The 20,098-nt window shown below is 38.5% G+C and carries 20 protein-coding genes; 4 read left to right on the forward strand and 16 right to left on the reverse strand.

Annotation, left to right across the window (positions count from 1 at the left end; all coding sequences use genetic code 11):
- Window position 1: 1 nt before the first annotated feature.
- The 4 genes from ACWXW9_RS27605 to ACWXW9_RS27620 all read right to left on the reverse strand — a co-directional run bounded on the left by ACWXW9_RS27605 (window position 2) and on the right by ACWXW9_RS27620 (window position 4,729).
- On the reverse strand, window positions 2-1,294 hold the full coding sequence (locus ACWXW9_RS27605; RefSeq protein ID WP_494931993.1) for a DNA cytosine methyltransferase: 1,293 nt from the start codon (window positions 1,292-1,294) through the stop codon (window positions 2-4).
- A 375-nt stretch (window positions 1,295-1,669) separates the two neighbouring features.
- Window positions 1,670-2,740: a hypothetical protein gene (locus ACWXW9_RS27610; RefSeq protein WP_494931994.1), complete on the reverse strand. Its 1,071-nt coding sequence runs from the start codon at window positions 2,738-2,740 to the stop codon at window positions 1,670-1,672.
- Window positions 2,733-3,377: a hypothetical protein gene (locus ACWXW9_RS27615; RefSeq protein WP_494931995.1), complete on the reverse strand. Its 645-nt coding sequence runs from the start codon at window positions 3,375-3,377 to the stop codon at window positions 2,733-2,735. Before ACWXW9_RS27615 ends, ACWXW9_RS27610 begins: the two co-directional genes overlap by 8 nt.
- Window positions 3,378-3,418: 41 nt before the next feature.
- Window positions 3,419-4,729: a hypothetical protein gene (locus ACWXW9_RS27620; protein ID WP_494931996.1), complete on the reverse strand. Its 1,311-nt coding sequence runs from the start codon at window positions 4,727-4,729 to the stop codon at window positions 3,419-3,421.
- Window positions 4,730-5,857: 1,128 nt separating this feature from the next.
- On the opposite strand from ACWXW9_RS27620, the gene ACWXW9_RS27625 reads away from it, so the two are divergent.
- The 4 genes from ACWXW9_RS27625 to ACWXW9_RS27640 all read left to right on the forward strand — a co-directional run bounded on the left by ACWXW9_RS27625 (window position 5,858) and on the right by ACWXW9_RS27640 (window position 10,697).
- Window positions 5,858-8,842 carry a hypothetical protein gene (locus tag ACWXW9_RS27625; RefSeq protein WP_494931997.1) on the forward strand — a complete coding sequence of 995 codons (2,985 nt, stop codon included), beginning with the start codon at window positions 5,858-5,860 and terminating at the stop codon, window positions 8,840-8,842.
- A 25-nt stretch (window positions 8,843-8,867) separates the two neighbouring features.
- Window positions 8,868-9,338 carry an Imm30 family immunity protein gene (locus ACWXW9_RS27630; protein WP_494932009.1) on the forward strand — a complete coding sequence of 157 codons (471 nt, stop codon included), beginning with the start codon at window positions 8,868-8,870 and terminating at the stop codon, window positions 9,336-9,338.
- Between the two features lie 54 nt (window positions 9,339-9,392).
- Window positions 9,393-10,136 carry a DUF4261 domain-containing protein gene (locus tag ACWXW9_RS27635; RefSeq protein WP_494931998.1) on the forward strand — a complete coding sequence of 248 codons (744 nt, stop codon included), beginning with the start codon at window positions 9,393-9,395 and terminating at the stop codon, window positions 10,134-10,136.
- Between the two features lie 273 nt (window positions 10,137-10,409).
- Window positions 10,410-10,697 (forward strand): hypothetical protein, encoded by a 288-nt coding sequence (locus tag ACWXW9_RS27640; RefSeq protein ID WP_494931999.1) that lies wholly within the window; start codon window positions 10,410-10,412, stop codon window positions 10,695-10,697.
- Window positions 10,698-10,726: 29 nt separating this feature from the next.
- Here the strand turns inward: ACWXW9_RS27640 and ACWXW9_RS27645 are convergent, their stop codons facing one another.
- The 12 genes from ACWXW9_RS27645 to terL all read right to left on the reverse strand — a co-directional run.
- A complete protein-coding gene (locus tag ACWXW9_RS27645) occupies window positions 10,727-12,349 on the reverse strand; it encodes a recombinase family protein (RefSeq protein WP_494932000.1) in 1,623 nt (540 codons plus the stop codon).
- Between the two features lie 90 nt (window positions 12,350-12,439).
- Window positions 12,440-12,565 carry an SHOCT domain-containing protein gene (locus ACWXW9_RS27650; protein WP_016821843.1) on the reverse strand — a complete coding sequence of 42 codons (126 nt, stop codon included), beginning with the start codon at window positions 12,563-12,565 and terminating at the stop codon, window positions 12,440-12,442.
- A 62-nt stretch (window positions 12,566-12,627) separates the two neighbouring features.
- Complete coding sequence (locus tag ACWXW9_RS27655) at window positions 12,628-13,779, reverse strand: Ig-like domain-containing protein (RefSeq protein ID WP_494932001.1); 1,152 nt, start codon at window positions 13,777-13,779, stop codon at window positions 12,628-12,630.
- The gene (locus ACWXW9_RS27660; protein WP_494932002.1) at window positions 13,776-14,006 is read right to left on the reverse strand and encodes a hypothetical protein; all 231 of its coding nucleotides are present in this window, start codon (window positions 14,004-14,006) and stop codon (window positions 13,776-13,778) included. Before ACWXW9_RS27660 ends, ACWXW9_RS27655 begins: the two co-directional genes overlap by 4 nt.
- A gap of 56 nt (window positions 14,007-14,062) precedes the next feature.
- Window positions 14,063-14,374 (reverse strand): phage head-tail connector protein, encoded by a 312-nt coding sequence (locus tag ACWXW9_RS27665; protein WP_342416718.1) that lies wholly within the window; start codon window positions 14,372-14,374, stop codon window positions 14,063-14,065.
- Window positions 14,367-14,585: a hypothetical protein gene (locus ACWXW9_RS27670; protein WP_342416717.1), complete on the reverse strand. Its 219-nt coding sequence runs from the start codon at window positions 14,583-14,585 to the stop codon at window positions 14,367-14,369. The genes ACWXW9_RS27665 and ACWXW9_RS27670 overlap by 8 nt, the downstream gene beginning before the upstream one ends.
- Window positions 14,586-14,682: 97 nt before the next feature.
- Window positions 14,683-15,513, reverse strand: coding sequence for a phage major capsid protein (locus tag ACWXW9_RS27675; protein ID WP_494932003.1), 831 nt, complete (start codon window positions 15,511-15,513; stop codon window positions 14,683-14,685).
- 28 nt (window positions 15,514-15,541) lie between these two features.
- The gene (locus tag ACWXW9_RS27680; protein ID WP_494932004.1) at window positions 15,542-16,159 is read right to left on the reverse strand and encodes a DUF4355 domain-containing protein; all 618 of its coding nucleotides are present in this window, start codon (window positions 16,157-16,159) and stop codon (window positions 15,542-15,544) included.
- Window positions 16,160-16,563: 404 nt separating this feature from the next.
- Complete coding sequence (locus tag ACWXW9_RS27685; RefSeq protein WP_494932005.1) at window positions 16,564-16,950, reverse strand: hypothetical protein; 387 nt, start codon at window positions 16,948-16,950, stop codon at window positions 16,564-16,566.
- Window positions 16,940-18,247 (reverse strand): phage portal protein, encoded by a 1,308-nt coding sequence (locus tag ACWXW9_RS27690; protein WP_494932006.1) that lies wholly within the window; start codon window positions 18,245-18,247, stop codon window positions 16,940-16,942. The genes ACWXW9_RS27685 and ACWXW9_RS27690 overlap by 11 nt, the downstream gene beginning before the upstream one ends.
- Window positions 18,248-18,395: 148 nt before the next feature.
- Window positions 18,396-18,929 carry a cupin domain-containing protein gene (locus tag ACWXW9_RS27695; protein WP_494932007.1) on the reverse strand — a complete coding sequence of 178 codons (534 nt, stop codon included), beginning with the start codon at window positions 18,927-18,929 and terminating at the stop codon, window positions 18,396-18,398.
- Window positions 18,930-19,137: 208 nt separating this feature from the next.
- Window positions 19,138-20,098: phage terminase large subunit (gene terL / locus ACWXW9_RS27700; protein ID WP_494932008.1), on the reverse strand; the 961-nt coding region annotated here is incomplete at its 5' end.

Below are 20,098 nucleotides of genomic sequence, written 5' to 3' on the forward strand. Positions count from 1 at the left end.
ATTATCCCTCCTGGAGTGCGGTTCTTCTTTCCCTGCTTCCTATTACATTTCTATCAACATTAAAGTGGTTAGCGGCAGCCGTCATGTCCATTCTCAATAAATCATCATCTCCCAGCGCAATTATATTTATTGGCTGCATTATTTTTATACCCATGGCTTGAATAATCTGCCTTCCTACTGCTCTTGCCAATAAAGGTGGTACGGAATTACCGATTTCTCTGAAGCCATGCCATTTTGTCACGTGTAACCGAAACCAATCTGGAAAGGAATGAAGTCTAGCAGCCTCTCGAACACTTATAACTCTATTAAACATTGGATGAATAGGCCTTGGACTTGTATGAGCACCACGTTTACTGTCTGTGCCTGCCCTTAGCGTATTACATATACCATCACTATGAAGTTTAAAGAATCTGCTTACTGGTTCAACTTGGCCATTAGGAGTGTTAGCAAATCTCTCTTTTGAAACCGTTGTATGCACTGTTCTTAAGGAACTGGTTAAAAATTTGTTATCCCAGTTCCTCGGATATGAATAATTGGTCTCATCCATCATTAGTCCGTTTAGCTTAGAAGCATACTCACTCGCAGGATTAAACTCAAAAGGGATAGAATCAGTTGTAGATAATTCTAAATAAGCATCTATATCGGGTAAATCCCCAATTGCTTCCTGAACTGAAGGACACCAAGGTAATAAAGATACCATACCATCTACACCACGTTTCCCACGAATATCTGTCTCTATTGCAGGATATGTAGGAGGATTCATATCTTCTCTATAACCAATTACAAACAATCTTTTTCTGTCTTGGGGAACTCCATAGTTTGCAGCATTTAAAACTTGATATGGCAGTATATTATAACCAGTATCTTCGAATTCAAGGATGAACTGTAAAAGAATCGTTTTAGCTTCGCCAATTGTAAGTCCCGCTACATTTTCCATTACGAAATATTTCGGATTTGTCTCAATAACTAATCTAGAAAAATGGCCAACTAATGCGTTTCTTGGGTCGTCTATTAATCTTTTACCCATCAAAGAGAAACCTTGACAAGGGGGGCCTCCAAATAAAACATCAAGTTCTTCCCCTCTATTAATCCCTGCGACTTGAAGGAGCCTGTCCCCAGAAAGGTTTGCAATATCTTCACATAAAACTGTTGTGTTAGGAAAATTAAATTTATGAATAGCAGCATGAATTGGATCGATCTCCACAGCTGCGACTACATCAAATCCTGCCTGTTCGAATCCAAGAGACATCCCACCGGCACCAGCAAAAAGGTCGATAGCTTTGGGTCTTAGCATAATTTACTCCTTAAAAAAGACTCTGTACTAAAAATATAATAAATCTGGAACATACGTTTGCCATGCTATTATAGCATAGTCGTGAAAGTATGAACACCTTAGAAAGTGACATAGTCTATCATGCTATCTAAACAAAAATCCACGTATACGTACATGTGAGTTGATAACATTATAAGCTTACCCCAAACAATCGAAACGGTTAGATGCAAGGTTAAACTGTCCAGATAAATCTCATTACGATGTGGCGTATCGGACCAACACCTCTGTGTTATCTTTAGCAATTCGTCCCCCTTTTTCACGGTTTCGTTATAGAATCATCAATTATAAAAACGAAGCCCCCTACTTAGCGATTAGTAGAAGACTTCTAAACTTACTTTAAATTTCGTTTTGAGACCTAACAACTTCCTGATTAATCGTCCTTACCAAGTCACCATCTCGCTCAATTCCTTCTCTTTCCAGAATAATTGTTTTAGGTATAATTGTAAAACAATTCTCATCCTCGATCAAAGCTTTTAGCGAGATTCGTGATATTACTCTACTATTTTCATTATAAACTTTTATTTCCCCTGAAGAGTTTCTAATAAGCCTTTCATAAACTTGTTGAGGTAGATTATCTGCTAACCTCATAAAAAATTGATCCCCAACATGTGATACATCATCCAGAAAACCATAACATTTAAAAATACTGATCTGATCCTTATCATACAGTTTTATTACAAACTTAAAATTTTTCATTTTTATTGGCATGAAAAGAATTACTTCATATTTTGGCGAACTGATTGGTGGGTTTTTATAGAAAGTTAAAGAAGGAGCGTTTTTAAATATTATCTCACTTATATCACTCTCTTGTTGCTCTTCGAGAAATTTAAGATCACAAAGCTTTGCTGCTGAGGGTAAATAACCTTTCCTAAAAGGATCTTTTAAATTTTTTATTTGATTCAAAATAAATGTCAAAATAATCAATAATCCGCTTAACAAAAAATAGAATAAATAGACGCCAAAATTTATTGCAGAAGGTAAAGAAAAATCTATTTGGATTGAATATCTATAGTGAGTATAAAACCCTACAGTTACTCCCCAGACATAAATAGTAAATGATGAGACAAGTAAATAGATCCAATACATATAGTTAATTAACTTATCTCCTGTCCTATTGCTCTCATAACTGAGAAGAATTTGGCGAATATCTGAAATAGTTAATGTATAGGGGCGATACAAAAGTTTCAGATCTTTAGAGGAAGCTATCAATTTATTTTCATACATATATCCAATAAAAAGAGCAAAAAAAGAAACTAACGCCATTATACCTGAGAATACCCAACTTATAAGTTCAATTTGATCTTTCAAGTGATCATACTCTTCGGTCGAAAAAGGTAAATTAAAATCAGTAAAAACTAGCATAATAAAAGGAACAAATATAATTAAAAAAGATATCCATTTATACATAATTTCGCGATAACTCCTCTACTAAAGTACATAGAGCAAAAAATATATCTGTTTCAGTAGCCGTGTCAGGAAATGATATAACTGAGTTTTGATCAAAATAAAATATAAGATTATTTTCCATTAAAAAAGTTAGGTTTGTTACAAGATTATTATTAATTAAATCTTTCAGTTCATTTTCAGTTATAGTTTTTATACTGAGTTTTTTAATTTCGTTATGATCATAAGCAGTTGGAGTTTTTTTAACATGTACATTAATTAAATTTGCAAACCAACTAAGATTATTCATGTAGTGTTGTTGCTGCCAATAATCAAAAAGCATAACTCTTTCATAATCTACTGAGATAATATCAGATAATTTATTCATAAAATAAGCTATAGAACTTTCTGAATTTGAGAAAGCGCATAAAATCTTCTCTGATCCAAATATCCAACAGCTTACACTTCTTTGTTCTCTTGAAAGAATTTTGTCCCTAACTCTAACTGGATCTAACCATGTATAAACTAGCTCAATTACATTATCATTTTTTTTTGAAACCAACAAATCTTCAAATGGAGAAGAGATCAGTCCATTGAGATCTTGAAATTTAATTTCACGTGAAAAGCGGAAAAGAATACTATCTTGTGTCCAAGTCAACAATGAACTAACCTCCCCTATGTCGTTAAATATGAAAGTTATTCTTACTCATCTTCAGTTGGATAATCTTCTTCATCTAATATACTAGAACTTTCAGTTCCCAAGAACGAATTCAACAATTTAAGATTCGAATCAGCTTGGTTATAGCCGATAGAATCCAGAACTGTTCTATTAGACTTTATAAAATCACGTATGCTTTCATTTAGTTCTTCATCTTGATCATTTAACAAAGGAAGCAATTTAGCAACCACAGAGATTGAACGCAAAGTATTTTCTTCAATGACACGAATAATCAGTTGATCTTTATTGAAATATTTATTAGCAATCGTATTTAAAAGTGACTTTGTTTGTGTGATATCCTTTATTCCAATATTACACATATCAATATATTCACTTTGTATAATATTCACTACTTCAGACTTAATAGCTTCGTCATCAGTGTCCAAAATCACTATTTTTAGTATATCCAACTTAGAACCCTTAAGATATACTTTTGTTGAGAATGGAATTTCGTTAAAAACCATATCAGTAGAGAAGAAAACAATATCACTACCAATAGTAATGTATTCACAAGCAAGTTGAGATGAAAGTAATGCTTTTCCTCCGATTGCTACATCTTTAATTCCATCTTTCTTATTTTTTGCACCTGTGAAAAACTTAATCTCTTTAAAAGTTGCCTCGATTCCTTTTTGCTTTAATCTGTGAGAAACGAAATCCAACAAGAGTGCTGTTTTAAAACTCACACTCCCAAGCTCATTGATTTGATTTGGAATATCTTTTAGGCTATATGAAACAATTGGCATTCCAAAAAAATGAGCCATAAATGCAATCAGTACATCTTGAACTTGGTGATTACCAGTGTAAACAGTCAATACTTTGTTAGATATATTCAATGTAACATCTGAGGTAAATACAGCAGACAAACTTGTAATATTATTGACACCAGTTAGCCACATACTTTCAAATTCTTTCAAACGAAATTTGAATTTAAGTATGTCTCCAACTCGTTCTACAGTTGTAGAAACTATATAAACATCTTTGAAAGTATGATTCTCAACAGAGAATTTCTCAATAATCTCTTCTTGAGTTAATTCATCAAGAAAGTTTAAGTTAGTCACTTTGTACGTATAAGCAGGTAATCCAATACTTTTCCTCATAACTGCCATCTGCACAAAATCTTCAATTTCGTCTTCTCGTATTACTTTCTCTAAATCTAGAAACTTATCTTTTATATCTTCTTTCTTCTTTAATTTTTTATCCGGCGTCCAACCTGATTTTTCTTTAATAATTGCTAAAGCGTCATCTTTCGGAATCCTATTAAAAACTCGTTGTAGAACTCCAGTTAGATTAACCATAACATCACTCCTATGTAACAGATTCACTCCCAATAAAATGTTGAATAAATACAAAAAAAACACATTTTAAATAGAACATAGCTGAAGTCACAAAATCCAACAAGATGCTGTGTTTCTCTGAAAACAATGAATCCCCGGCTTCCTAAATTGGCTGGCGGGGATTTTTGTTTCTATGTCAGTTATATTTATATACTATTAAACAAACCTCATCTTATTAATTATAAACTATTAGAGTCGCTTAGTAAATAAGAGATGGCTACATTCAAAACTGATCTTATACTTTTTTTGTATTTATCGGTTAATCCAAAATATTAATTAAAATGCCCTCGAAAACATGAGCATTCCACATACAATAAGGTAAATACAACAACTTTAATTACATTTTCACTAACAACACACAGCACTCTATAAGCCTTGTGAATGTAAATAAAATATGTTCCCCGCACTCAACCCTAAAGCGATTTTTTGAATGCAGGAACATATTCAAATTACCCTCTAGCCCTCGTGCATCAATGCTTCTTATCTCGATATATTACTACCACGCACTCCACATGTGTCGAGACGGTGGAAGGGATATACTCCTTTTTATTATATATATTACCTATAGTATCAAAAGCTACTTCTTCCCACAATACCTCTTTTTCCAGATGGTGCCTGTTCCCCCTTCACTTCTGTCGATCCTACTAATTCCATATGAGCCTGTATTTAATTTACCCGAATCCATAATCACAATTAAATTAGCTCAGTTCCTGACTTTGAAAGACAATTGCTCAAAATTACTTTCAGCTTTCTCTCTTTCTACACCTCTCCTGCTTCCATAAATGCACATTGTAAACACCGCAACGAATGGGTCATTCTGTAAACTAAATCTCTCTTTTAACCGATAAATACATATGCTGGGTTCGTAATTAAATATCACCTCATACCCTTTTGTACCTTGAATGAAAGCTTACTTGGAACATCTATATCCGAATAAGCACGTTTTGTACCCAATAAACTCAGTGATACATATCTATCTCGACTCAAAGTTGTATTCATCCATTTCTTCTATTCGTCAGACTCGAATTAAAAATGCTGCACTTTACTTTGTAATCAGCCATCACATCTAGAAAGGAGTTATGAACTCACTTGAGCCTATTATCAGATGGGATCGGGTATGAAAGCCTACGCTTTTATGGTCCCTTTCAGCCGCAACACATCGATCAACTTCAAATAACACGTACCATTAATGATCATACCTTTTTACATATCCGTGGTATGCTCTCCGAAGAACAGGGAGCAGCTTGTATCGGACAGAATATGGAGCAAGAGCCGATTGTGATTCGTCAGTTGGATGATCAGGGACAATCGCTGAGAAGGCTGTTCCACGGGATTGTTACGCGTATGTCCGTACATTGTATACGTGGAGTATACACCTTTGAATTGGAGGCTGCTTCACATTCTTATCAAATGGATATCAAGCTGAAAAAACGTTCCTACCAAGATATTCACCGCACTTATGATGATCTGGTCACCTCGATGGTTCGTAAATATGAGTATGGAGACGCTATTGATACCGTAACTAATTATGCCAAACTGGATACTTTTGTTTTACAATATGAGGAGACGGATTGGGCTTTTTTAAAGCGTCTTGCTTCCCGTTTTGGCTCCGTACTTGTGCCAGAGGTAACCGCAGCTTCGCCCAAGGTCTTCTTTGGGATGCCAGAAGGCAAGCAGTATAAGGTGGAGCGGGATGTATTTTATCGGGTACGGAAAACGTTTCATGATCTGGATGCGGAAAAGCCCGGAGAACAACGTGCTGGCTCGTATGTCACCTATACAATTGAAAGTCTACAATACTACGCTCTAGGCGACCTCATCACGTTACCCATTGGACAAGGTAAAGAACTGATCGTGGTTCGGGCAGTGACAACGTTAGCGGATGGCTTACTGCGTACCCGTTATGATCTCCAAGCGGAACAGAATATTCGCTATGCCCGTTATGAAAACGATCAGGCCACCGGGATTTCGCTGACAGGAACAGTGCTGAAGGTACAGGAGGATTTCGTACAGCTTCAACTGGATATCGACCCAAAGCAAGATCCTGCCAAAGCCTGCTGGTTCCCTGTAGCGACTCGATATGTAGCCGAAGAACATAGTGGCTGGTACGATATGCCTGAGATTGGGGAACAGGTCGAGTTGTATCTGCCTACACACCGCGAACAGGATGCCTATGTGACGGATTCGCTACGACAACAACGCCACACAAATGGACAGCCGAATGTGAAGATATGGCAACATGTACAAGGTAGCAGCGTGGAGATGAGTGATCAGGAGTTAACCCTTTCCACATCGGATGGATTTTCAATTACACTAAATGAAGATGGTGGCATTACCGTTAGCAGTCCGGGGAATGTGCAGATTCAGGGTGGTCATGTGAAGCTGGATGCAGGTGAGGAACTGTCGCTGGAAGCTGGAACGGCGCTGTATCTCAAAGGTGGAGAAAGTAGCATGGTGCTGGATGGTGAGACGGATACCAAGTCTCCAGTGATATATCAGGAAGGTACGGTGAAAGCTCCAGTTTTTGTAGCTGACCTCCCTCCTGTGCCTGAACCGCCGTTAATGAATATCAAAGCATATGAGGCCGCACAAACTGCAACAGCCAAGAGCAGCCAAGCCCCTACTCCTAAAGCAAAAGTTACGACTCCAGCAGCGCTTCAACAGGCCAATGCTTTGATGGGTACGATATCAAAACTGTTAGGCTCCATTCCAGCAGTGGGGAACGTAGCCGGTGTGATGTTGAATACGGTGGGTGGGCCAGCAGGTAAAGTGGCGGCAACGGTGTTACAAGCAACTGGAGCCATCCCTATTCGTAGTAAAGGAACGCCAACGGTTGGAGGCAGTAAAGAAACAGGGTTGCACCCGCTCAAACACTTGGCTGGTTTAGCCATGCAAGGGTTAATTAGTCAATATGAGCATGAGCGAGCGAGACAAGCCTACTATAGCAAGTGGATTTTAGGAAAAGCATATACGAGTGCGCGTCATGTAGCGGATTCCGGTGGCCCACTGGAACTGGTTCAAAACCTACTGAAAGAGTCTAATGCCATGGCTCAGGCGTATCAGCAAATTCCTGTAGATCTGAGACAACGTTGGAAGGACAAGCACGATAGCTACATGCAAGCTGAGAAAGCTAAAGTCTCCTATAATTTTGATGAGTATGATAAAAAAATAGTAGGAACTATGTGGGTTCTCAGCAAAAATGGAGTTACCGATCAAAAAGCAGCCCAAGCCACTCTTGCCTATAACGAAGCTATCAAAAATGGGGAAATCAAATTAAATAACGGATCAGATGAGTTCGATCCTATCCTAGAACAGACAAAAGCCGCCATGGAAGGTTATAATCTGTGGACGGGAGAACCCATACCCAAATGGCAGGCGGCTTCCATTGTATTTGCTGGTATTGCTTATAATTTTCAAGGCATTAGAGGTTCGCATGGTTTTAAGTTAAATACGAAATTAAAGCTCCCCTCTGGAAAATTCAAAATTCCAAAGGCTAAATTAGGAACGGGTAAAACTACACCTTCAAAACCAATTGATCCACCGAAAATTGAGGGGACAGGAAAACCTAAAACGGATTATGATAAACTAAAGGGAAGGCTTAATGAGCGTTACAAAAAATTTGCTAATGATAAGAAACAAAATATACCTCAGACAAGCAAAGATTTGCTACCGAACGAATTAAATCATGGGAAATATGGGAAATTACCTAATGAAACTGGCGATAATATAACAGGTCACCATATGCCATCTAATAAATACATGCAAGATGAGTTTGGTATTAAGACTAAAGATAGTTATGCTATGTTTTTAGAGCATCCACATCCAGGACAGGGTGGTAGACATAGAAGAACATTTACCTATGGACTAAGTAAAGCAACAAGACCAGAGGATTTTACTTTGTATAAATCTTTGAAGCCACGTGATGTCCTAACATTCGATATTAATGATTTAAGACGGATTCTCAAAGAAGATGGACTGTATAACAAAGCGACTAGAAAGAAGATTCGGGAATATATTGACTACTACAAAAATTATGAACACAATGGTTCAAAGATCTTCGGGAAGCCCAAATAGCGGTTGACCCAAATAGAGGGGGTTAATTATATTGAATGAGAAAATTAATATACTATATAAAATGCGATTTATGGAAAATGAGGGAGATAATATAGAGGTGTTTGAGGATATTCTGAATGAATTATCCCTTGAAGGGACGAATGATATAATTCCCGATCTCTGTACAATCTTTGAAGATGAAGTTGCTGAACCGTCAGCTGATGATTATCTTATCGAAACTATATTCTATATTGCAAAACGTAATAACTTAGAAGAGGGCTTGTACAAACTGGCTTTGGGGATTCCCAATATGTTACCACATGCAGAGTTCTGGGCAGAGAGGATTCATCGGACACTTTTAAATTCAAAAGATTCACTCATTTCTTACGGTAAGATTTTAGACAAATTAGAAAGCTCGAATAAGCAAGCTATTAAAGGAATTTTACTGCTAATTAAGGATGATGATCCAGATTTATATTTAGAAAATGCCAACTTACTTTTGAAAAAATTAAGTTAAATAAAAGATATCTGGTTGAATACAAAATATTGTGAGATAAGGTGATGCACTGCTATGAATCTACCAAAAATTATTTTAGGAATACCTGGTTATTGGAAGACAAGAGATGAATTTGTGAAAGCAATGGCTCGAGATGGAAATGGTTATATATATACAGGGAACCATATCGGAAATCTTAAAGAACCAAAAGAATTATTTGAAGTCGATATGAGCGAATATAATCCCTATGTTGCAGAGGCTTTCGAAGTAGCTGGAAATGGATCATTTAAAAAGGAGCACATCAATCAATTAAATGAACACAAAAGCATCATTTATCTTTTTGGTGAAGGCGGCTCTATAGAAAAAGTTTTGGATATGATGGAGGTCGCTGGTGCAGTTTTGCACGCAGGAGGAATTGCAGTAAATGTTGAATCTTCTGGAAGAGCGAGTACAAAAGAAGAATGGATAGAAATAACAAATGGCAGAGACATCGCACAAGTATTTGCTGCGTTTATCCAAATGTCCCGTGAAAAAAATACTTTTTACACTACTGGTATGCATAGTTTTGGTTATTCTGATGTAGAAACAACATCTGAAAACATAACTGGCTCGGAAGTGTCCGCAATATTTAGGATATTTTGTTTATATAACATTGTAGAAAAACCAAAGATCACTGACGGAGAAACATTCAGTACAGATCCAAACTCTCCAATATATTTGTTGAAGCATAAAAAGTGTACAATGTTTGAGGAAGAAGATCCATTCTATAATCCATTCGGAGTATGGAATTTAATTCGAAATCACCGTCCTAAAAATTGATATCTTGATTATCTAAATTTTTGAATCTATAAAAAAAGAGATTGCATAAGCTCATTTTACAATACTAATACCAGTATACAATTTTTCAAACGAACAAAAAAACATTCTTAAAGGATTATTCCAACTTGGTCCAATGAGTAGGAATAAGCTTTTACATGCTCAAGATCAGTATTAATAACATAGCAAGCCACTTCCTTCACAAAACAATGACTTGCCATCCCTCCCCATCAGAGTTAACATACACACACTTCAACCACGGGAGGGAAATGTGTTATGTCAAATTGGCCAGATTGGTTTCAGGAAGCATTACGCCAACGTTTTTATCAATTAGAATTAGCCAGTGAACAAAATGCTTCAAATTTATCAGAAAATGAGCATCTATTCACTCAAATTGAGCAACTGAAAGGTAATCAAACTGAAGATATTCAACGTCTGCTATCCGAATGGGAAGAAGTCATAGGTTATCAGCTAAGTCAGGATAAGCAATCTATGTATATGGAAGGAGTAAAAGACGGGATTCGATTGATCCTTCCCGTCATACAGCCCACAGCTATTCGTTAGCCTACTGATAATGTTATCCTATGGTTTCGTTAGTCCAGTATTTCGTCTATGTCCATTCCACTTTTCAAGGTAAAAACAAAATGCGCTGGTGAGAGAATGGTTATCTTCTCCACCAACGCATTAAATAGGTTATCATCAAATTGTTTCAGTATATCTTCCCGTAAGCTTAGTACTTGGATAATTTCATCGACACGTTCCTTAATTTTCGCTTTCTGCTCCTCTTCCTTATCCAGTGTCAGCTTCTGTTGTCGTAGCTCGTTGAGTTCATTGGAAAGTCTGTTCGTTTCTTCATCATATACCGTTTCATCAATTTGATTCCGTAGCTTAAGATTCACTAATTCCTTCAAGTCGGATTTCAATTGTTGCATCTGTCCTTCAATTTCTAGTAGTGGTTCTTGCCCTACTTTGCTGGAAAGCACCGATTCAATATTGGCTTTCAACGTCTTCATGAATCCTTTCTTATTCTTATACATCCGGTTGAACAATCGTACAAACGCGGAATGTAAAACTTGTTCATCGACTGATTTGGCATCACATGCTGCCCTACCTTCATTGACATACGTTTTGCATTGCCATACCACTTTTTTGGATGGATTATTGCTGTTCCAGGTTCGACGTTTAAAAATGGCTCCACAGCATCCACAATATACTTTGCTACTGAGTGCATATTTACTGGAGTATCTTTTACTCTCTCCCATCACGCTCCCTTTCAGTTTGGCTCTCCGTTCCTTCTCCTTTTGCACCGCTTCAAATATTTCCTTGGATACAATCGGTTCATGGTTGTCCTCAATTAAATATTGCTGCTCCTGTCCTTTATTCCTTATTCGTTTGTGGGTTAGAAAATCTACCGTCACCGTCTTTTGCTGAAGCAAAGCTCCGTAATATTTCTCATTGGTCAGGATCAAGGTAATGGAGGAATCCCACCACGTATCTCCACCCGTGACTGTTTTAATGTGATCTCGCATCAAGCCTCTAGCAATCGCCTGATAGCTTTTTCCGTCTAGATACTCCTCGTATATTCTGCGTACAATCTCTGCTTCTGGCTCGTTAATCACCAGTTCTCCCTGCTCGTCCTTATCATAGCCAAGGAAGCGAGTCGTGTTGCAGAAGACTTTGCCGTTTTGAAAGCCACGTAATATTCCCCATCGACTGTTTTCCGAAATGTTTCGGCTCTCGTCTTGTGCAAGAGAACTCAGGATGGTCAGTAATACTTCACCTGTGGTATCCAGTGTATTAATATTCTCCCGTTCAAAGAATACAGCCACTCCGAGACTTTTGAGTTCCCGTACATATTTCAATAAATCCAATGTATTTCTGGCAAATCTCGAAATCGACTTGACCAGTATGAGATCCAGTTTACCGTTTCGGGCATCCTGTATCATGCGATTAAAGTGCGTTCTATTTTTGGTGCTGGTTCCGGTGATGCCCTCATCTGCGTAAATATCAGCCATTTCCCATTCCAAGTTGTTTTGAATGTGTTGAGTATAGTGATTCACCTGATTGGTATAGCTCTCCTTTTGCTCCTCGGAATCGGTACTGACCCGGCAATAGGCAGCGACTTTCTTCTTTTGAATAGATTGAATTCCCTCTACGATGTCCAACGTTTTCACGGGAACGATCACGACTTTTTTTGCAATTGCGGCTTGTGCCATAGATATTTCTCCCTTCAATATCTTCTTTATACGGTCACATGGTATAATGCTTGCGCTACATCATCAAGTCCATTTCTGCCCATGTTATAGCTACTTGAAAGATTTTTTATTCAGCTCATCAATCGCGATAAACTCTTCTTCTGTTATCAACTGTTGTGATCTCAATTGCTTCAACAGGCTCAGACTGAGCAAGTAATCAATAGATTTTCGTTGCATATGTATATGGCTCCTTTGAAATAAAATGGCTCACCTCTAGGGCAAGCCGATAGATATAATGCTTAGAATAAATTTTTAAGGCTAATGGTCTTTTCTATGGTCATGCTAGGATCGCTTACTAAGGTGGCTGTCAATGTTAAAGCTTTGTTGATCGTTCCACTACTGCTTCCTGCCTTTATGGTTACGCTATTTCCTGTGCTGGCTGTTATGCTTCCCATGATAGGAGTTGATTCATCTTGATTCCGTAGGCTCCACTCTACCGACTGGTCAAACACTTCTGTTCCATGATCATAGATATGACTGACGTATGAGGCGCTTTGGCCTGTTTTGAGGATGGGATTACCAGTAATGGCTATCGAATAGATATGCGTTCCCGTTTCGACGACTCTCATTTCAATCGTACTCAGTATCGTAGGGTGATATGTTAATTTTACGGTGATACTTGCTTGGCCCAAAGCGATGCCCATAACCCGACCTTGCTGATCTACACTAATCACACTCGGATCACTGGATGTATAGGTAATCAGCGGATTGGCTATCTCATCCCCATTATCCGTAGCCGTTACTTCCAAAGATAACGTTTCGTTGAGCAGCACCTGAGCTATCGTTCCCTGATGAATATGTAATGCATATGTATGAGTAATCTCGTACTTCCATCTGTCAGCGATGTTATGTTCCACGTCATCATTAGCTGTATTTATGCTATCCAATGTGCAGCTTAACTGGATGATGCCATTCAATGTATGATTTATTCCAGTCACTTTAAACGGCTGATGAGTCATATAAAATCGTTGGCTTAATGTAATGCCCTTTGTATCTGTATTGTCCTGTAGACTAACCAGAATGTTTCCCTCTGGCATGGAGATAACTTTACCTGTTTCCACTGAAAACGTTCTGGCTTCCACCACAGCATCAAACCATTTCACCTGTCCACTCCAGTTTAAAGCCAACCATTGATTACATTTTTTCATCCTGCCTCGACACGACTTTTCATTTTGATCCACCTGACTGGTAATTAAATATCGTTCATCACGGTAATCCACAATATCTCCTGTGTGTAGGGGTGTTGCTGCTCGAATGATTTTTTCATCGGTGTTTTGAATATTATTTGCCGCATCCCGGATCAGAGCAAGCTGCTTTGCATTATTAATATGCACAAGCTCTCCCTTCTCTCGTAGAAAGAAATCCAGCATAGGTTCTAAGCTCCTTGTCATCCCTCTTCCACCAATGCAAAATCCGGCTTGCAGCGATAGAGGTACAATTCCATATAATCACTCCATTCCTTCATAACCAAAATAATAAAAATGTTATCGTTCACTCGAATATAGCAGTTCGACAGCATCAAGGATTCCGGTGGACAGAAAGCTCGATGTGTCGTCTCTAGTGTGTAGCCATCTTCAAATGAAAAGCTTTTACGATAAGGTTGTACATCTGCCATCATTGACCGAATAGGTATGAATTCAGCATCTAAAATTTCCAACTTCGTATCGTAGAACATTAATCTGTTCCGACCTTGATTTTAGGCAGAGGAAGAGCCAGTCGAATATTTGTCGGAATCCCTGTTTCATAGGTAGCTGAGCGTTCACCTTCTTGCTTAGTTATAAGTCCAACCGAATCCCTATTTTTATAAAGATACACAGCATAATCGACCATGACTTCATCATATTCCACTGGTAGTGTTAAGACATTACAATAGCCATAAATATTACTCCTCGCTTTATTCAAATAGTGGATTAGGATATCATCCTTGGATATGTCCGTTGGTTCCATGCCTAATAATCGTTTCATCAAATCCATTAGCTCACTCATGTGCTGGCTCCTGTTCCTCCTTTACCTGTGCCTTCTCGTTACGCTTCATGTTCTTGGCAGCTTGAACTTTCGTTACAGGTTCATCTTCTTCAGTCTCATCTGGTTGAGATTCCTCCACTTGCTCATAATGCCCACTGGCCTGTAACCGCAGCATTAACTCCTGATCTGTGACTTCCCATATACATCCTGTTTCCTGATTCAAAAACCACATCTTATTACCCTCCAAAAAAATAAAATAGGGCATCCAAAACGGACACCCCAAACGTGTTTCTTCTATTATAATGTGTTCTCATATCATCTACTTTCAATTAAGACTTATTCGCTGTAAGTACAGTGATGGCTTCGGGCTTAATACATTTGGCTCCGAATACTTGCAACCCTTTCACTGCATCCGAAAATTGTTTCTCTGGTCTGAATGCTTCCACCGAATCCACTTGACCTGCAAAGGAAATGGCACTTTTATGACCTGCAATAATTTTATACTTAGCTCCTGCGGTATTTGGCACATTGTTGGATTTATAAACGGTCATGCCATCAATATCTCCCACATAGCCTGTGCGGATAAGATTCGGGTCTTTGGTGAAACGGGCATCTTTCAGCAGCAAGCCATAGTACCATGCAGGAACCACTACAAAACGTTCCGATTCAGGTACATTATTTTCGTCCAATAGCACACCTAAATCAATCAGTAAATCATAGGCTGTATCTTTTGTAGGAATTATCGGCGTTGCATCGTTACCCATCGTATTTTCAGCTTTGACCTCCGTATAAAATCCAGCCAGATACTGATCCACCACATTAGCAAGCCCATACGAAGCTTCCATGATCCCACCATCCAACAGATTCACATTCGCTTGGGCAGCATCTACATCATCCACTTGAAAGTTGAAATACTTCGCCTGATCAATCACCAATGTTTTTTGTGTAGCATCCAGTTCCTGTGGATTACCGATTCCTGCCACCTTATCATAATTGCCAATGCTTACTGCCCCAATCGAATTAATTTTTACCGTTGAGCCTTGACCTTGAATCTCACCTTCATAATCGGTGTTGACCACGTTCCCATACACCAGATTCTTTTTCAAACTTTCATTTAAACGTGCGCTCCAAATGGTAGGAATAAAATGTTGTACTGACATATCTAATCACCCTGTCCTTTTCTATTGATTATTGTTTGTTTTGTAATGCTTGTTTGACTTGATCCCAATGCTGATTGATCTCGTTTTGGGGCATGCCTTTGATTGAATCCAATGTAAATGTGCTACTCGTTGAACTAGCCGGAGGGGTATAGCCATCCCCTTTAAGCCGTTGCTCGACTTGTTGTTGTATAGCCTGTTGTAGCGATTGTTCCAACATAGCCAAATTCACTGTCGTCGCTTCTTCATCTGCACCAATAAAAAAATCCACTAACGAGAGTGGAAGTTTCTTTTCGGATGCTATTTTGATCGCTTGGCTGGTTAACCGTTCACGCTGTTTCTCCAGCTTCATATGCTCCACTTCGGCTCGCAGCTTCTCGACTTCGATTTCTTTTTCATCCTTAGCCGGGAATCGCTTCTTGATCTCAGCATCCACTGCACTTTCCAAATGGTTGGCCTTCCATGTTTCCAGCGATTTAGCTGATCGTTTGTCCACGGTGCTATCGAACCAACTTTTGGCTTGCTGATTAGATTGGATATATTGCTCCATCCCCTCCACGCTATACGGATTCAAGCCCTGAAGATACGTTTGCCATTCCTCATTCGTTTGGTTTTCTTCAATCAACTGCTTCATTTGTTCTAAATTCATTTTCGTTTAATCTCCTTTATTGCCCATCCGACTCTGTAGAACCGAACACGCTTATGTATGTATGGAGCCGTTTAATGTCATGCTCAGGACAGTGTTGTTACGCTTTAGAAATCACAAAAACGAGGAAAAGGTACAAACATACCCACTCCCCACTTTTAGGTATTTTTAATCCTTATTTCATTTGGATTTTTGACAGCCTAAAGCGTTACATCAAGCCTCTTGTTTGCCTAAACTTCAGAAACGTATATGTATGCTGAAACTGTATCATATTGAATATCATGCCCAAGACAATCATGTAACGCATTAGAAAACGCAAAAGTGACGAAAAGGTACAAGCATGCCCACTCCTCATTTTTGCCTAATTTTAACCCTTTGTTTATAGGGCTTTTCCCACCTCTAAAGCGTTACATCGAGCCGTCTTTTTGTCTGAACTTCCGAACACGTATCCTGATATTTTCTTTTCTCGCTTTACCTCTACACTTCTCACAACATTTCTGCCGATTCGAATTTGCCCAAAATGTTCCTCCACAACGTGTACAGTTCACCCTCGGCTTCGCTGTCTTAGCCTCAGTCTCTACATTACGTTCAGACTTATACTCTTGATCCAGCTTCTCATCCATTGGCAAAACTCCATTTTCAAAATAGGTACAACGGGGTAGACCATCATCTTGAGCGAAAAATACACATGGGCCATCCTGTAAACAGCAATAGTTTGAGATGCCAAATTTCTCGCCAAGATAGCATGCACAATTATTTTTAACCAACCGCTTGATATTATTTTTATTCTGCATTCGATTTCTCCTTACTCACATCTGCTAATCGTTGCTGCTCCAAATGAAATTTATTGAATTCCAGCTTGGGATTCTCTACAAACGGTAACAGTGTTAGCAATGTTTCCTGTGAGACCACTTGCTGCAATTTAACGATCACATCAGCCATCCCCACCAAGTCTGTCGGCAAGTTACGAGTAAACTTCACGGCGATATCCCGATAATCATATTGAACGCCTTCTTTGATATGCAGGAATGTAAAGAAATTTCGTAGACGCTGCTTGATTGCCTTTTCCATTAAGGCTTCACGCATAGCTACTCGATTCTCCAAATTCAGCAGCTTATTTCGCAGCGCTAAGGAAGACGTATTGCTGGCCCAGTTTTCATTGAAGTTGACCTGATCCATCATGTCGAAGATTTTGCGTTCAATATTGTCCAGCTCGTTCTTCACAAAAGAATCATTAATCTCTTTCGTAAGCCAGCTTACTTTCCCACCAGCCGGAACCTGAATAATGCCCATCTTCTTCATATTCAATAAATCTTCAGCTTCCAGCTTTGCATTCTCAATCACAAGATAGGCGTTGCGATGATCTGCAATTTCATTGACCAAGTCAGAATTCAATGCGTTATAGGCATCAAATAAAGAAATCACATCATGGAAGCCACTTTTTCTCTCCGTATTGGCTGGACAGGAGATGAGCGGGACTCTTCCAAAGATGTGATTATGTTTACCGATATATTTTAATTCAGGTGCTTGATTTTGCTTTATTTGATTGCCTTTATCATCACTGTCGATTGTATAGTGTAGGATTTCATGATCAGTATACACGTCCAAATATACTTGCTTATCAAACCGTCTCGTAAATTTATGTAGTCCTAATAGTACATTTCTTTCTGCTGTTCCATCTTCCAACACATAGGCATTCAATGGAGATAATACCGTGGCTGAAAAATGACCATCCGAATCGATATAGTCTAATTCAAAGCTCTCACCAAAGATTTCAGACTGTTTTCGAAGCTGTAGATTATGCTCCTTAACCCAATGACTCATATGTACGTCTATATTATGTATGGCTTCATCCTGATCTGACTTGGACACATAGTTTACTGGCTTTCCAAGCAGATAACCCAATTCATTATCTACAAACTTACGTGGGAAATTGAAGATAAGCTTTTGGTTGCTGCGGCTTTCTTGCATCGCATAGTTCTTGAGAATGGCATGCTGACCATTGTAGTAATCTGCATATTTCTGTTTGGCTATTGCAGCCGATTGGAGCTCATTTAGACACTCTAATATGATTGGTTCGGTTATTTGCAAATAGGTTCTTCCTTTCAAAATAGGCTAAGTAATTTTGCTTGAATAAAGAAAAGAACCACCTTTACTAAGGTAGTTCCTTGTTGAATCAACGCTCACCGTTAGTACTCCACTCCAACCTCATTTACTTAATCCATTAATAATATCGGCTTTATTCAGCAGACATGGCATCCGCTTTTGTTACATGAACCGTACCATATGGATGCTCAGGCGGCGCATAGATGGCGTATATTTTAAGCGGGGTATTCCCCGTATTAGTAACATTGTGCCATGTTCCAGCAGGTATCATAATTGCATACCCACCACAGGCCATTGCTTGAAAATTCAAATTATCTTTACTTTCACCCATCTGAACAAGTCCCTGACCTTCTTCAATACGTATGAATTGATCCGTTGTGGGATGAACTTCTAAACCAATGTCATCTCCAACATTAATACTCATTAGGGTCACTTGAAGGTGTTCCCCTGTCCACAAAGCGGTGCGGTAAGTATTATTTTGCTTAGTAGCTTGGTCAATATTCACTACAAATGGTCTTTGCCCATAATCTGTTAATTTATAAGAATGACCGTTCGTGTTGATCCCATTGTAATAATGACCATTCCAATTATTACTCCAATGGATGTTATTCCAATAGTCATGCATTGGAGTATGCCATTGATATGGATAGCATGAAGTACGGTACAATCTTCATTCTCCTCTCAGCATTTCATTGTTTATTTTCATTCTATGCACTTGCCTATATAAAGGTTTAAAAAAACGTCAAGAGCCTGAGACCTTAAAACAATGGCAACACCAAATACTAAACAATTGACATCCAATCTTTATAGTTATTGAAGATAACTGTCCATTTGCTTAACGAGTGATTCAGTAAATATTTTTTTTAGCAGAACCCTCAAAATAATAAGCTTCGATCATAAAATTTCAGACTTTTCACTGACTGGATCAATTGGACAGCCCCATAAAGTGAATCTGGCGCATCGTCGTATGTACAATTTCGATTATAATCCTTCACTTGATGGTTGTATCTAAGGTTATCTGCATTGAACAGAATATGCCCCTTCTTCACGTCCGGCTCCAAGCTAATAATACGTTCATGCTTCTGACCTTTTGAATGGACACTTTCTACGGGCGTATGTATCTTCGCCTTCCATAACTCTTCTTCAAATTTTTGCTTTATATAACTCTGTGCCTGATTCACCTCAAAACCAAGCTTATCTACAGGATAAAGCTTTAACTTTTCAATAGCTACTTGAAACAAATCATCCGGCAATAGTTTATAGATATTTCCATCCACCACATACATTTGCTTCGTCTTCTTGTGTTGTCCAATAATCGAAATAGCCGAATAGTCATTTTTCTTCCCTGCTTTAATCGCTGGATCAATGTACATGGCAAGTTCCATCTCCTCAAACTCAGGCAACCTGCCCCAATACATGATATTCTGGAATATGTATTCATCGGTTGAACGCGGATCGTTTTGTAATTCTTTATAGAAACTTTTCTCGCCCATCGCTTGCTTCTTGCACATCAAATAATAGTAGTCTAAATACTCGCTCCACAGAATTTCCGTACCCTCTAACATTTCCTCCTCATTCGCTATAAAAAAAGACAAAGCCGTATTGATCCTGTCCTCATCCTGCAAGTTATTATATTGTCGTTCCCACTCTAACCACAAATCATCACGCTCTGAAAATTGAAGCACGGCTGCTTTACGGACACTTCGCACACCAGGGATTTTACCCTTGAGCAGATCAGCCATGATATCTTCTTCGTTCAAAATCGTTCCGCAGATCAGAATATTCGTATCCCTTGTTCCAATAGGAAGAATCACATCCGTAAATGTATTTTTAATC

It is taken from the genome of Paenibacillus sp. LT-B23 (assembly GCF_059417685.1).

Excerpts from the sequence above, each read along its gene's own strand:
- ACWXW9_RS27635 (WP_494931998.1), top strand. The coding sequence starts at position 9,393 with ATGAATCTACCAAAAATTATTTTAGGAATACCTGGTTATTGGAAGACA.
- ACWXW9_RS27655 (WP_494932001.1), bottom strand. The coding sequence starts at position 13,779 with ATGACAAGGAGCTTAGAACCTATGCTGGATTTCTTTCTACGAGAGAAG.
- ACWXW9_RS27650 (WP_016821843.1), bottom strand. The coding sequence starts at position 12,565 with ATGCAACGAAAATCTATTGATTACTTGCTCAGTCTGAGCCTGTTGAAG.
- ACWXW9_RS27675 (WP_494932003.1), bottom strand. The coding sequence starts at position 15,513 with ATGTCAGTACAACATTTTATTCCTACCATTTGGAGCGCACGTTTAAAT.
- ACWXW9_RS27645 (WP_494932000.1), bottom strand. The coding sequence starts at position 12,349 with ATGGCACAAGCCGCAATTGCAAAAAAAGTCGTGATCGTTCCCGTGAAA.
- ACWXW9_RS27670 (WP_342416717.1), bottom strand. The coding sequence starts at position 14,585 with ATGTGGTTTTTGAATCAGGAAACAGGATGTATATGGGAAGTCACAGAT.
- ACWXW9_RS27660 (WP_494932002.1), bottom strand. The coding sequence starts at position 14,006 with ATGATGGCAGATGTACAACCTTATCGTAAAAGCTTTTCATTTGAAGAT.
- ACWXW9_RS27665 (WP_342416718.1), bottom strand. The coding sequence starts at position 14,374 with ATGAGTGAGCTAATGGATTTGATGAAACGATTATTAGGCATGGAACCA.
- ACWXW9_RS27640 (WP_494931999.1), top strand. The coding sequence starts at position 10,410 with ATGTCAAATTGGCCAGATTGGTTTCAGGAAGCATTACGCCAACGTTTT.
- ACWXW9_RS27620 (WP_494931996.1), bottom strand. The coding sequence starts at position 4,729 with ATGGTTAATCTAACTGGAGTTCTACAACGAGTTTTTAATAGGATTCCG.
- ACWXW9_RS27610 (WP_494931994.1), bottom strand. The coding sequence starts at position 2,740 with ATGTATAAATGGATATCTTTTTTAATTATATTTGTTCCTTTTATTATG.
- ACWXW9_RS27680 (WP_494932004.1), bottom strand. The coding sequence starts at position 16,159 with ATGAATTTAGAACAAATGAAGCAGTTGATTGAAGAAAACCAAACGAAT.
- ACWXW9_RS27685 (WP_494932005.1), bottom strand. The coding sequence starts at position 16,950 with ATGCAGAATAAAAATAATATCAAGCGGTTGGTTAAAAATAATTGTGCA.
- ACWXW9_RS27605 (WP_494931993.1), bottom strand. The coding sequence starts at position 1,294 with ATGCTAAGACCCAAAGCTATCGACCTTTTTGCTGGTGCCGGTGGGATG.